This is a genomic window from Phytohabitans sp. LZ39 (assembly GCF_059359075.1).
In genome coordinates this window covers 397,118-410,234 of the sequence record NZ_JCADBM010000002.1, presented here as the reverse complement: position 1 = coordinate 410,234, position 13,117 = coordinate 397,118, and the positions used below count along the sequence as shown (strand labels likewise).

Annotated in this window: 11 protein-coding genes; 3 read left to right on the top strand and 8 right to left on the bottom strand. The window is 72.5% G+C overall.

What is annotated here, in order from left to right; translation table 11 throughout:
- Positions 1-4 precede the first annotated feature (4 nt).
- Together AC5L36_RS05535 and AC5L36_RS05530 are read right to left on the bottom strand one after the other, a co-directional pair.
- Positions 5-1,027, bottom strand: coding sequence for an S-adenosylmethionine:tRNA ribosyltransferase-isomerase (locus AC5L36_RS05535; protein ID WP_441214249.1), 1,023 nt, complete (start codon positions 1,025-1,027; stop codon positions 5-7).
- Positions 1,024-1,716: an SDR family NAD(P)-dependent oxidoreductase gene (locus AC5L36_RS05530; RefSeq protein WP_441214248.1), complete on the bottom strand. Its 693-nt coding sequence runs from the start codon at positions 1,714-1,716 to the stop codon at positions 1,024-1,026. Before AC5L36_RS05530 ends, AC5L36_RS05535 begins: the two co-directional genes overlap by 4 nt.
- 149 nt (positions 1,717-1,865) lie before the next feature.
- On the opposite strand from AC5L36_RS05530, the gene AC5L36_RS05525 reads away from it, so the two are divergent.
- Together AC5L36_RS05525 and AC5L36_RS05520 are read left to right on the top strand one after the other, a co-directional pair.
- On the top strand, positions 1,866-2,966 hold the full coding sequence (locus tag AC5L36_RS05525) for a GAF domain-containing sensor histidine kinase (protein ID WP_441214247.1): 1,101 nt from the start codon (positions 1,866-1,868) through the stop codon (positions 2,964-2,966).
- A complete protein-coding gene (locus AC5L36_RS05520; protein ID WP_441214246.1) occupies positions 2,959-3,585 on the top strand; it encodes a response regulator in 627 nt (208 codons plus the stop codon). Before AC5L36_RS05525 ends, AC5L36_RS05520 begins: the two co-directional genes overlap by 8 nt.
- 722 nt (positions 3,586-4,307) lie before the next feature.
- On the opposite strand, the gene AC5L36_RS05515 is transcribed toward AC5L36_RS05520, so the two are convergent.
- The 5 genes from AC5L36_RS05515 to AC5L36_RS05495 are packed head-to-tail and all read right to left on the bottom strand — an operon-like array spanning position 4,308 to position 10,181.
- Positions 4,308-5,540, bottom strand: a complete 1,233-nt coding sequence (locus AC5L36_RS05515; RefSeq protein ID WP_441214245.1) for a Type 1 glutamine amidotransferase-like domain-containing protein — start codon at positions 5,538-5,540, stop codon at positions 4,308-4,310.
- A complete protein-coding gene (locus tag AC5L36_RS05510; protein ID WP_441214244.1) occupies positions 5,537-6,367 on the bottom strand; it encodes an alpha/beta fold hydrolase in 831 nt (276 codons plus the stop codon). Before AC5L36_RS05510 ends, AC5L36_RS05515 begins: the two co-directional genes overlap by 4 nt.
- A 39-nt stretch (positions 6,368-6,406) precedes the next feature.
- Positions 6,407-7,453, bottom strand: a complete 1,047-nt coding sequence (galT, locus tag AC5L36_RS05505; protein WP_441214243.1) for a galactose-1-phosphate uridylyltransferase — start codon at positions 7,451-7,453, stop codon at positions 6,407-6,409.
- Positions 7,450-8,220, bottom strand: a complete 771-nt coding sequence (locus AC5L36_RS05500) for a DeoR/GlpR family DNA-binding transcription regulator (protein ID WP_441214242.1) — start codon at positions 8,218-8,220, stop codon at positions 7,450-7,452. The genes galT and AC5L36_RS05500 overlap by 4 nt, the downstream gene beginning before the upstream one ends.
- The gene (locus AC5L36_RS05495) at positions 8,220-10,181 is read right to left on the bottom strand and encodes a beta-galactosidase (RefSeq protein WP_441214241.1); all 1,962 of its coding nucleotides are present in this window, start codon (positions 10,179-10,181) and stop codon (positions 8,220-8,222) included. Before AC5L36_RS05495 ends, AC5L36_RS05500 begins: the two co-directional genes overlap by 1 nt.
- A gap of 77 nt (positions 10,182-10,258) precedes the next feature.
- Here AC5L36_RS05495 and AC5L36_RS05490 point away from each other — a divergent pair, with 77 nt between their 5' ends.
- Complete coding sequence (locus AC5L36_RS05490; protein WP_441214240.1) at positions 10,259-11,587, top strand: glycoside hydrolase family 36 protein; 1,329 nt, start codon at positions 10,259-10,261, stop codon at positions 11,585-11,587.
- A 287-nt stretch (positions 11,588-11,874) separates the two neighbouring features.
- Here the strand turns inward: AC5L36_RS05490 and AC5L36_RS05485 are convergent, their stop codons facing one another.
- Positions 11,875-13,089 (bottom strand): NADP-dependent isocitrate dehydrogenase, encoded by a 1,215-nt coding sequence (locus tag AC5L36_RS05485; RefSeq protein WP_441214239.1) that lies wholly within the window; start codon positions 13,087-13,089, stop codon positions 11,875-11,877.
- Positions 13,090-13,117 lie beyond the last annotated feature (28 nt).

Here is a 13,117-nt window from a genome sequence, read left to right as displayed (position 1 = left end):
GCATTTACGGGAGGATCAGGTTGACGTCGCCGAACTCGTGCCACAGGTAGCGGGCCTCGATCGCCTCGGCGTAGACGCGGTCCAGCAGCGGGCGTCCGGCGATCGTCTCCAGCAGGTCGAGGTGCGACGCGCGCGGCTCGTGAAAGCCGGTGAGCAGGCCGTCCACGACGCGTACGCCGCGCTCGGGCGTCACCACCAGCTCGGTCCAGCCGCTCGCCGCGGCCACCACGCCGTCCCCGGTCGCCGCGGTCTCCAGCGCGCGCACCGCGGTCGTGCCGACCGCGATCACTCGACCGCCGCCGGCCCTGGCCTGGGTGACGAGCCGCGCGGTGGTCTCCGGCACCACAAACCTCTCCGGGTACGGGCGCTCGTGCGCTTCCGGCGACGCCACACCCGTGTGCAGGACTATCGGCGCGATCAGCACGCCGGCGGCGACGAGCCGGGTCACCACCCGTTCGCTGAACGGGCGGGCCGCGCTCGGCATCTCCGCGCTGCCCGGCTCGGTGGCGAAGACCGTCTGGTAGTAGGACAGCGGCCACGGGCGGGGCACGTAGGAGTACCGGATCGGCTGCCCGTAGGCCCGCAGGTAACCCTCGACCGGCCCGCCGGCGTCCACTGTGGCCGTCCACAGTCGACCCCTCGAGTACTCCTCGCGCAGGCGCACCGACCCGCCGCCGGGCAACGGATACCGCTGCCCGGCGACGCCCCCGTCGTACGGCCGGGTCGCCTTGCCCGCCGCCGCGCGCAGCTCGACGAGCCACTCCCCGCGTTGGAGCTCCGTGCTGAAGTGGACAGTCAGGGCCGCACCCACCACGGGCACCGCCGCGGGGAGCGTGCCCGAGGTGTTCACCACGAGCACGTCCCCGGCGCGGAGCAGGCGCGGCAGGTCCGTGAAGCGACGGTGGGCGATCACGCCGGTGGACACCTCACCGGCGAGCAGCCGCACACCGTCCCGGGCCAGGCCGCGCGCTTCCGGCGGCTCGTGCGCCTCCAGCTCGGCGGGAAGTGTGAACGTCGGCACGGTCATGCCGGCGCCCCGGCCAGCAGGTCGGCGAGGCGGATCCGCCCGGACGGCGGCCGGCTCTCGACCAGCCGCCGGAACGCCGGCACGACGGTGTGCGGCTCGGGGCGGTCGCTGATGTCCTCGCCCGGAAACGCCTCCTGGTGCATGCGGGTGCGCAGGTCGCCCGGGTCCACCCACCACACGCGTACCCCCGGCTCCTCGGCGGCGAGGATGCGGCTGGCCTGCTCGACCGCCGCCTTGGCCGAGCCGTAGCCACCCCATCCCTCGTACGCCTCGACGGCCGCGTCGGAGGTGACGTTGACCAGCGCGCCGCCGCGGGCCCGCAGGCCGGGCAGGGCGAGCTGGGCCAGCGCGAGCGGGGCGACGACGTTCACCTCGTACACCTCGCGGAGCGCGTCCAGCGGGTAGTCGGCGAGCGCCGGCTGCGGGCTGGGACCGAGGATGCCCGCGTTGTTGACCAGCAGGTCGGCGCCGCCCAGCCGGTCCGCGGCGGCGACCAGCGCCAGCCGGTGCGCCGGGTCGGTGACGTCGCCGGCCAGCGCGGTGACGTCCCGCGGCACGGCGGCGGCTGCTTCGGCGAGCGCGGCGGCGTCCCGGCCGTCGACCACGAGGTCCCAGCCGGCTCCGGCGAGTCCGTGCGTGAGCGCCAGCCCGAGCCCCCGGGAGGCGCCGGTGATGATTGCGACAGGCATGGCATTGACGCTAGGTAGCGGCGGGCGGCCTGCCATCGGGCCGCAGCCGGTCCGGTCCTCGGTCTTTGGACCTAGGACCACGGCCCGATCCGGATCGGCGTCACCGTGGGTAGCCTGAGAGTGTGTGCGATCGTGGTGAGCTGCGCGACGTGAGCGCTGCGGTCCTGGCCGTCACCGCGCACCTGTCCGTGCGCGAGGTGCTCCAGACGATCCTCACGTCGGCCCGCCGCCTGCTCGGCGCCAGGTACGCGGCGCTCGGCGTGCCGGACAGCGACGGCGGCTTCGCCGAGTTTCTCGCCGACGGCGTCAGCGACGAGCAGTGGCGGGCGATCGGCCCGCTCCCGCGCCAGCACGGCGTACTCGGCGAGATGCTCCGCTCCCCGCACGCGGTGCGGATGGACGACATCCGCGAGCATCCCCGCTTCGGCTGGTGGCCGAAGGCGCACCCGGTGCTCAAGGACTTCCTCGGCATGCCGATCATCGACGGCGACGAGATCCTCGGCGAGCTCTACCTGGCCAACAAGATCGAGCCGGGCGGCTTCACCGCCGACGACGAGGAGCTGCTCCGGCTGCTCGCCGCGCACGCCGCCATCGCGTTGGTCAACGCCCGCCTGTACGAGCGCAGCCGCGAGCTGTCCATCGTGGAGGAACGCAACCGGATCGCCCGCGAGCTGCACGACGCGGTGACGCAAAAGCTCTTCAGCCTGCGGCTGACGGCGGACGCCGCGGCGACCCTCGTCGACCGCGACCCGGCCGCGGCCGCCGCGCAGCTGGAGACGGTACGCCACCTGGCCGCCGACGCGGCCGGCGAGCTGCGCTCCATTGTGGACGGCCTCCGCCCGGTGGACCTGTCCGGCGACGGCCTCGACGTGGCGCTGCGCAAGCAGGCGGAGCTGCTCGACCGGGTGCACGCCGCGACCGTCCGCTTCACCGGCTCGGCGGTGCCCCGGCTCACCGCCGCACGGGAGGAGGCGGTCTACCGCACCGCGCAGGAGGCGCTGCACAACGCGCTCCGGCACGGCCAGCCGAAGTCGGTGACCGTGGAGCTGCGCGCCGAGGGCGGCAAGGTGGTGCTGCGGGTCGACGACGACGGCAGGGGCTTCGACGCCGCCGCACCGGCGCTCGCGGCCCGCAAGCTGGGCCTCGCCTCGATGCGCGAGCGCGCCTCGGCCGTCGGCGGCACGCTCAAGGTCACGTCGGCGCCGGGCGCCGGCACGAGCGTACGGCTGGAGGTGCCCACCGGTGGCTGAGCCGATCCGCGTGCTGGTCGTCGACGACCACCCGGTCGTGCGGCAGGGCCTGCGCACATTTCTGGACGTGCAAGAGGGCATCGCCGTTGTGGGCGAGGCCGAAGACGGCGCCGCCTGCGTCACCGAGGCCCAACGCCTCCGCCCCGACGTGGTCCTGCTCGACCTGCGCATGCCCGGCGCCGACGGCATCGTGGCTCTGCACGGCCTGCGCGAGCTGGACGACCCGCCGCGCGTCCTGGTGATCACCAGCTTCACCGAGCCGACCGCGGTCCTCCCGGCCGTACGCGCCGGCGCCGCCGGCTACGTCTACAAGGACGTCGACCCGCCCGCGCTGGCCGCCGCCATCCGCGCCGTACACGCCGGCCACGTGCTCCTCCACCCGGACGTGGCGCGCCTGCTCGCGGCCGGCGACACCCCATCGACCGCCCCGCCACTGACCGCGCGGGAACGCGAGGTGCTGATCGAGGTAGCCCGCGGCCGCTCCAACCGCGAGATCGCGAAGGCGCTGGCCGTGTCGGAGAAGACCGTCAAGACCCACGTCAGCGCCATCCTCGGCAAGCTCGCCGTGCAAGACCGCACCCAAGCCGCCCTCTACGCCGTCCGCGCCGGCCTGGTCTAGAAATGGCTTCTTAGAGGCCTTTCGGAGTCGAGGTGGCTTGCCTCTAGTCCCTTTAGGACGGGGATTTTGAGCTACCGCGACGTCCGTCGTGGTCCAGACCGCTGCTCCCGCGGCCTCACCCGTCCGCCGCTGGTCGCGCTCACCCCCTTGCGCGCAACCGGCGGGGCGGATTGAGCTCACGCCAGGCGGTGGTCGACGTTTGTCCACAATGCCCGTTCCCGGATCGGCGATCCGGGAAAGCAACAGGGTTCTCGGCGCCGCGAGTAACCGCCGCGGCGGTGTGAGCGGCGCGAGATTCCAGATCTAGGAGAGTTAGGGCTGAAATAGCGCGCCCTAACTCTCCTAGATCTGGACGTCCCGACCCAGGGCTGGTGACGCTGCGTCAGGATGGCGCAGGTAGCGCCCGCGCGAAGACCCCCGCCGGGGGCTTGTCCCGCGGACCTGCGGTGGACAACCGGAGATTTCGGCCGAGCTGAGCGCACCGATGCGTTCACGCCATCGTGCGTACGGCGGTGGGCCGACCGGGGGTGGCCACTCTAGGGAACGCATCCCGCGCGCACCTACCTCCCGGCCGAGGCCGTAAGGCCCGGCGCAGCCGCCGGGGTGAGCGCGACCAGCGGCGGACGGGCGAGGCCGCGGGAGCAACGGCACGGACCACGACGGGCATCGCGGTAGCTCACATCTAAATAGGGGTCGAAGGCTACCCCGACTCCGAAAGGTCGCTAGATCGTCCACTCCGGACCCGCCGGGGTGTCGCGGACCTCTACGCCCGCGGCGGTGAGGCGGTCGCGGATCTCGTCGGAGGTGGCGAAGTCGCGGGCGGCGCGGGCCTTGGTGCGCAGGTCGAGCAGCAGTGAGACGTAGGGGCCGAGCACTTCGCGGGGGTCGCGGGCGCCGCCGTGGGCCAGCTCGCCGAGGCGCACGACCATCGAGCGGAGCACCGCGCGGGCCTGCTCGCCCTCGTCGGAGATGTTGGTGTCGGCGGACCAGTCGACGATGATCTGCTCGAGGTCGAGGATGGCGGCCACGCAGGCGTCGACGTCTCGGGCGGCCAGCGCGATGTCGAAGCGGGCCTCGAGCGCGTCGGCGGCGGCCTTGAGCGACGACTCGGGCAGCGGCTGGGCCGGCGCTTTGTCGGGTGGCGCGCCGGCTGGCACCGGGACCACCGCGGAACCGCCGGAGGCAAGTGTCGCGATGGCGACCACCGAGCCGGGCGGGTGGATCGTGCTCTGGCCGCCGTGGCGGATCGTGAACTGCCCATTGCCCAGCACCGCGGCCGTGCCCGCGGTGAGGTCGAAGAGCACCGCCGTGTGCTCGTCGACGCCGAGGATCAGCGTCTCCTCCGGCAGCTCGGCCTCCATCGCGCACAGCCGGCCCTCGCCGAGGTAGCAGTAGCGGGTGTCGTGGTGGCCGCCCTCGGCGTTGTCGTAGTGCGGGATGATCACGGCGGGAAAGCCGAGCAGTGGCGAGACAAGGTCGAGGCCGGGCACCCAGTGTGGCTCGACGCCGGCCTTGTAGATCTCGTAGACCGGGATGGCGTGGCTGCCGAGCGTCAGCGCCGCGGCGCTCGCGAAGCAGACCACGCCGCCGTCGCGCAGCTTGCCCGCGATCAGGTCGGGCACGGGGGTGTCTCGCCACTGGCGCAGCGCGTAGGTGGGGCTGCCCGGACCGGCGAACACCCAGCCGGCCTCGCGGAGCGTGGTCAGTGCCCGCTCCCGCTCCAGCGTGTCGGTGGGTGGGCGGCGCCAGGAGAGCACGTCGATCTGCCGCCCCACGCTGGCCGCGAAGTAGCCGACGGCGCGCGCCGAGATGTCGTCGGCGTTGGACTGAAAACCATACGGCGTGTCGAGCAGCACCGCGCGCCGCTCGCCGACCTGCTCCAGGATCGCCCGGTGCGGCTTGACCATCGTCGGCGCGGTCTCGCCCGAGCCCATGATGACCAGGACGCCACTCATGCCAGCCTCAGTAGGTCGGCCGCCAACTCGCGCGGGTGCTGCGCGTGCAGGTCGTGGTCGCCTCCCGGGTACTCCCGGATGGTGGCGTCGGCCAGCGCCCGCGCCGCGGCCTCGACCCGCGCCCGGCTCCGCGCGGCCCGCTCCTGGTCGTCGGGGAGCGCCGGCACGAGCAGCACCGGCATGGCCAGCGCGGGGTAGAAACGCCGCGGCGGGTCGTCCCACATGTCGCGGACGATCTCCATGTGTCGCGGGATGGGCAGCCGCCGCTCAAGCGTGCCGTCGGGCCGGACCCGCAGGTTGGCCACCGTGGCCTCGACCGCCGCGGGCGACCAGTCGGGGTGGGCCCGCCGCAGAAACCCGCGCATCTGGTCGACCCGCAGCCCGTCGAGGTCGGGCGGGCGCAGCGCCTTCGCACATTCCTCCCAGGTGTCGAACTGGGAGGACAGGTCGATCCACCCGCCATCGACGAGCGCGAGGGCCTTGACCAGCGCGGGGTGCTCGGCGGCGAGCCGGACCACGACATTGCCACCCCACGACTGCCCGGCCACCACGACATCGTGCAGCTCCAGCGCGGTGGCCACGGCCGCCAGATCGGCGGCGGCGGTGCCCGCGTCGTAGCCGGTGTCGGGCAGGTCGGACTCGCCGTGACCACGCAGGTCGACGGCATACGACCCGTGGCCGGCTTCCGCCAGCGCGGCGGCCACCTCGTCCCAGAGGAGCGCATTGGACGCGAGGCCGTGCACCAGCAGGAACGACGGCTCGCGCTCGCCGTCGTGCCGGCGCACGCGCAGATGAACGCCCTCACCCACCGCTACGCGCAGATCCACGCCCTGAATCTAGGCGCAGGGTGGGACAAGATTCCAGCGTTACCCGGCTTCGCGCAGGAGGTGGGCGGCTTCTTCGGGGACCACGTCGTTGATGAATACGCCCATCGCGGACTCGGAGCCGGCCAGGTACTTCAGCTTGTTGGCGGCCCGGCGGATGCTGAAGAGCTGGAGGTGCAGGTGGCTCTCCTCGCGGCCGCTGTGCACCGGGGCCTGGTGCCACGCGGAGATGTACGGCATCGGCACGCCGAAGAGGGCGTCGAAGCGGCGCAGCACATCCAGGTAGAGCGGGCCGAAGGCGTCGCGCTCGGCGTCGTCGAGGGCGGGCATGTCGGGTACCCGGCGGTGCGGCGCGACGTGCACCTCGAACGGCCACCGCGCGGCCACCGGCACGAAGGCGGTCCAGTGCTCGTTGGAGGCCACGACGCGTACGCCGGCCGCGCGCTCGCTGGCCAGCAGCTCCGAGTACACCGGACGGCCGCGGGAGGCCGCCAGCATCGCGCGGGTGCGTGGGGTGACGAAGGGGTAAGCGTAGATCTGGCCGTGCGGGTGGTGCAGGGTGACACCGATCTCGACGCCCCGGTTTTCGAAGCAGAACACCTGCTCGACCCCGTCCATCGCGGACAGTGCCAGGGTGCGGTCGATCTGCGCCTCCAGCACCGTGCGCACGCGGGACGGCGGCAGCGTGGCGAACGAGGCGTTGTGGTCGGACGTGAAGCAGACCACCTCGCACCGGCCGTGCGCCGGGCGGGCCACGACGCCCTCGGGGAGCTCGACCGGGCGGTCGCTGAAGGACGGGAAGCGGTTTTCGAAGACCACCACGTCGTAGTCGGACGCGGGGATCTCGGTCTCCTTCCCGTCGCGCGACGGGTCGAGCGGGCACTCGTCGGCCGGTGGCAGAAACGTGCGGGTCTGCCGGTGCGCGGCGATCGCCACCCACTCGTCGACGAGCGCGTCGTACCGCAGCTGGGACGCCGGCGGTGGCGGTGGCAGGTCACGCTTGTCGACCGCGTCGCGTTCGACGTCGTCGCGCTCGTCGAAGTAGATCAGTTCGCGGCCATCGGCCAGTGTGGTGGATGTCTTCCTCACGGGACGATCACCAGCTCCTCGACGTGCTCGGTCAGGGTGGCCTGGGCGGCCTCGGGCAGGGCGGCGTCGCTCACCACGACGTGCGCTTCGGACAGCTCGGCGATGGAGGAGATGCCGACCGTGCCCCACTTGGTGTGGTCGGCGAGCACCACGAGGCGTTCGGCGGCGGCGACCAGCGCCCGGTTGGTGTCCGCCTCCATCAGGTTGGGCGTGGTGAAGCCGGCCCGCTCGCTCATCCCGTGTACCCCCAGGAAGAGCACGTCCAGGTGGAGCGAGCGGATCGCGGTCAGCGCGACCGGGCCGACCAGCGCGTCGGAAGGGGTACGCACCCCGCCGGTCAGCACCACCGTCTGGTCGGGCCGGCCGGCGCGGTAGAAGACGTCGGCGACCGGGATCGAGTTGGTCACCACGGTCAGCTCCGGCACGTCGACGAGCCGCTGGGCCAGCTCGGCCGTCGTGGTGCCCGCGGACAGGGCCACCGCCGTGCCGGGGCTGACCAGCTGCGCGGCCCGGATCGCGATGGCGGCCTTCTCCGCCCGCTGGCGGATCGACTTGGCCGCGAAGCCCGGCTCGTCGGTGGAGCCGGGATGCATGGACGTGGCGCCACCGTGCACCTTGGACAGCAGGCCGCGATCGGCGAGCGCCTCCAGGTCGCGGCGGATCGTCATGTCGGACACGCCGAACTCGGCGGCCAGCTCGGTGACCCGTACCCCGCCGGCGGCTCTGACTCTGTCCAGGATCGCGGCCTGGCGCTGTGGTGCGAGCATCAGTCCTCCCGCAGGACGGCGACGCCACCCGGGTCGAGCCGGCCGGTCCAGGCCGCGCCGGTCAGCAGGTCGGTGCCGGCGGCCTCGACCGCGGCGGGGGTGTCGGTGTGGTTCATCAGGAAGAGGTACGTGCGGCCGTCGGCGTGCCGGCGCCGGACCGCCTCGACGCCGGCCGGCACCGGATGAGTGGGCGCCACGCCGGCCGTCTCCGCCACCGCGCCGAGCCAGCGGGCCAGGTCGGGGTCGGCGAGGCGGGTGCTGGTGTACCAGGCGGTGCCGTGGCGGGTCAGTGCCGGGGCACCGGCGAGCGGACCGGCCGCGTACCGCGCGACGACGTCGGCGCCGTCGCTCTCCAGCGCCTCCGTCCACAGTGTCCCGGTCGAGCCGTCGTCGAGCGGCACGGGCTCGGCCGTCGGGTAGAACTCATCGACGCGGACGCCGAGCAGGCCGGCGAGCGCGCCGGGCAGCGGCGCCGGGTGCACGCGGTCGTGCTCGTCGACGAGCCCGCTGTAGGGCCCGACGGCGAGCGTGCCACCGCCCTCCACATAGGAGCGCAGGTTGTCCGCGGCCTCGGTCGAGAGCAGATACAGTGCGGGTGCGAGCACCAGCCGGTACCCGGAAATGTCGGCACCGGGGTGGGCGAGGTCGGCGGTGACGCCGGCCCGCCACAACGCCGCGTGCCACCGCATGATCTCGGTGAATGCGGTCATGTCGACGCTCGGCTGGTTACGCGCCTCCTGCGCCCACGCACTCGGGTAGTCGAGCAGCAGGGCGACGTCGGCGACCGTGCGCGCACCCTCCACTTCGGACAGCTGCCGCAGATGCGAGCCGAGCCGCACCACCTCGCGCCAGATCTTCGAGTCGGTGCCGGCGTGGGGCAGCATCGCCGAGTGCCACTTTTCCGAGCCGGCGCGGCTGGCCCGCCATTGGAAGAACATCGCGCCCTCGGAGCCGCGCGCCACGTTGCCCAGGCTCTCCCGGATCAGCTGGCCGGGGCGCTTGGCGAAGTTACGTGGCTGCCAGTTGACCGCGCTGGTGGAGTGCTCCATCAGCAGCCACGGCGCGCCGCCACCGAGCGAGCGGGACAGGTCGGCCGCGTACGCGGACTGGGCCGGCGCCTCGCGCGGGTCGTCGCCGACGAGGTAGTGGTCGTTGGAGACGAGCCGGTCGGGGCCGGTCATCTCCCGCCCCCAGGCCCAGTAGTCGAGGTCGAAGCAGGCGGCGGTCATGAGGTTGGTGGTGACCGGCACGCCCGGCGAGAGCTTGTGCAGCAGGTCGCGCTCGGCGGTGAAGTTGGCCAGGTGCTCGTCCGAGCTGAACCGCTTGAAGTCGAGCACCTGCCCTGGGTTGGACGAGGTGACCGTCGCGCGGGGCGGCTGCACCTGGGCCCAGTCGGTGTAGGTCTGCGACCAGAAGGTGGTGCCCCACGCCTCGTTGAGCGCGTCGAGGTCGCCGTACCGCACGCGGAGCCAGTCGCGGAACGCCTCCGCGGAGACCTCGCAGTAGCAGTGGGCGTTGTGGCAGCCGTACTCGTTGTGGACGTGCCACATGGCAAGCGCGGGGTGGCCGTGGTAGCGGCGGGCGATCTGCTCGGCCAGCCGCGCCGCCGCCTGGCGGTAGCGGGGTGAGCTGGGGCAGAACGCCTGGCGGCTGCCGTAGGTCAGGCGCCGGCCGCCGGCGTCGACCGGGAGGATCTCCGGGTACGCGTGGGAGAACCAGGCCGGCGGCGAGGCGGTGGCGGTGGCGAGGTCGACAGATATGCCGCCGGCGTGCAGGCCGTCGAGGATACGGTCGAGGCGGTCGAAGGTGTAGACGCCCTCGGCCGGCTCCAGCCAGGCCCAGGCGAAGACGCCGACCGTGGCCAGGTTGACGCCGGCCTCGCGCATCAGCCGCACGTCTTCCGGCCACACGCTCTCCGGCCACTGCTCGGGGTTGTAGTCGCCGCCGTACCAGAGCGCCACTCGCCGCACCTCCTCCTAACTTAAGTCAACAGAATCGAACACTACCGCACGCCCACCTCGTGTGACATCCTGTGCCCGTGCTCTTCGAGATCGTCGACGAGATCCGGATCGCCGCGGGGACGGCCCGGGTCTACGAGGAGGGCTGGCAGTCCTGGTCACCCACCTCCTGGTACCCCGTCGACGCGCCGCCACCCCGCCCGGCGGCGGAGTGGCGGCGGCGGGGCAACTACCGGCCGGAGATCGCCGCGCCGGACGACGGCTTTCAGGGCGAGGGGCTGCTGGCGGTCGACCCCGGCGACGGCGGGCCGCTGCGCCTGTACACCGCGCCCGACCCGCTGACCGTCCCCTCGATCCGCGCCACGCTCGTCGACGGCCGGCTCGTGGTCACGGCGGACGGGCCGGTCACCGCGCACACCGGCGTGCCGCTGGGCGACTGGGCGTCGGGCTTCGCCCGCACGGCGGGAGCGGACCTGCCCCGGGAGGCACCGACCGCCTGGTGCTCCTGGTACCACTACTTCGACCGGGTCACCGAGGCCGACATCGCCGAGAACATCGCCGTCATCCGCGAGCGCGACCTGCCGGTCGACGTGGTCCAGGTGGACGCCGGCTGGCAGCGCGCGGTGGGCGACTGGCTGCGGCTCTCCGACCGGTTCGACTCGCTGGCGGGCGTGGCCGCACGGATCCGGGACGCGGGACTGCGGGCCGGGATCTGGGTGGCCCCGTTTTGGGTCGAGGAGGGCAGCTGGCTCGCCACCGAGCACCCGGAGTGGCTGATCGCCGGCCCCGACGGCCTGCCGGTCTCGGCCGGCGAGCACTGGGCCGGCCCGTCGTACGGCCTGGACACCACCAACCCGGACGCCGCCGACTACCTGCGCGAGGTCTTCTCGTGGCTGGCCGGACTCGGCTTCGACTACTTCAAGATCGATTTTGCGTACGCCGCCGCCCTCTCCGGCTCGCGCCACACCGGTGTCGAGCCGCTGGCCGCGTACCGCAGCGGCGTCGCCCTGCTCCGCGAGATGATCGGCCCGGACGCGTACCTGCTCGGCTGCGGCGCGCCGATCCTGCCGAGCGTCGGCCTCTACGACGCGATGCGGGTATCGGCCGACACCAGCCCCACGTACGAGCCGCCGGACGGTGACCTCTCCCAGCCGTCCCAGCGCGGCGCCGCGCTCTCCACGGCGGCGCGGGCCTGGCAGCACGGCCGCTTCTGGGTGAACGACCCGGACTGCCTCATCGCCCGCCCGGACGTGGAGCGCCGCGAGGAGTGGGCGTCGGTGGTCGAGCGGTACGGCGGCCTGCGGGTCAGCTCCGACCGCATCTCGGCGCTCGACGAGTGGGGCCTGGAGACCACCCGCCGCCTCCTCGGCGACCCACCGCCACCGACTCCTTTCCCTGAACGAGCGTGACCGTCACCGGCGATCGAGGAGGTCGTTAGCACTAGTGGACGTGGTGCCAGTCACGTCCAGTGAGATCGCCGGTCATGGCCGCCCACCGCGCCGGCCGTCGGTCTTACGGCTATGGCGAACAGCCTGCCGTCCCTTCCCTGCGGGGGGCCCTGTCCCGGGCCCCCCGCGCCCCATATCTCGCGAGATGCGCGATGCCCCTCCCCAGCCGCGCTAAACGGCCGAAGAGGGGCATTTCCAAAGCTCTTTGAGTCCGGGTGGGCGGCGCGAGCGCCACCCACCCGGCCCGGTCAGGCGAGCTTCTTGGACAGGTTCTGGTCCAGCGCGTTCATGAACTCGTCGGTGGTCAGCCACGGCGCCTCGCGCGAGATGAGCAGCGCCAGGTCCTTGGTCATCTGGCCGCCCTCGACGGTCTCGACGCAGACCTGCTCCAGCTTGTCGGCGAACTCGCTCACCGCCGGCGTGCCGTCGAGCTTGCCCCGGTGGGCCAGGCCGCGGGTCCAGGCGAAGATCGAGGCGATCGGGTTGGTCGAGGTCTTCTCGCCCTTCTGCCACTGCCGGTAGTGCCGGGTGACCGTGCCGTGCGCCGCCTCAGCCTCGACGGTCTTGCCGTCGGGCGTCATGAGCACCGAGGTCATCAGGCCCAGCGAGCCGAAGCCCTGCGCCACCGTGTCGGACTGCACGTCGCCGTCGTAGTTCTTGGCGGCCCACACGAAGCCGCCCTCCCACTTCAGGGCGGCGGCCACCATGTCGTCGATCAGCCGGTGCTCGTAGGTGAGCCCGGCCGCGGCGAACTGGTCCTTGAACTCCGCCTCGAACACCTCGGCGAACAGGTCCTTGAAGCGGCCGTCGTACGCCTTGAGGATCGTGTTCTTGGTGGACAGGTAGACCGGGTAGCCGCGGTCCAGGCCGTACCGGAACGACGCGCGGGCGAAGTCACGGATCGAGTCGTCGAAGTTGTACATGCCCATCGCGATGCCGCCGCCGGGAAACTTCGCCACCTCGAGCTCGATCGGCGCGCTGCCGTCCGTGGGCGTGTACGTGATGGTCACCGTGCCAGGGCCGGGCACCACGAAGTCGGTCGCCTTGTACTGGTCGCCGTGGGCGTGACGGCCGATGATGATGGGCTTGGTCCAGCCGGGCACGAGCCGCGGCACGTTGGACATGATGATCGGCTCGCGGAAGACGACACCGCCGAGGATGTTGCGGATCGTGCCGTTGGGCGAGCGCCACATCTTCTTCAGGCCGAACTCCTCCACCCGCGCCTCGTCGGGCGTGATGGTGGCGCACTTGACGCCCACGCCGTGGCGCTTGATGGCGTTGGCCGCGTCGACGGTGACCTGGTCGTCGGTCTCGTCGCGGTACTGGATCGAGAGGTCGTAGTACTCGAGCTCGACATCGAGGTAGGGCAGGATCAGCTGCTCCCGGATCTGCTTCCAGATGATCCGGGTCATCTCGTCGCCGTCGAGCTCGACAACGGGTTTCGCTACTTTGATCTTCGCCATCGAGCCGGCGCTCCTCTCCGGGACTTCT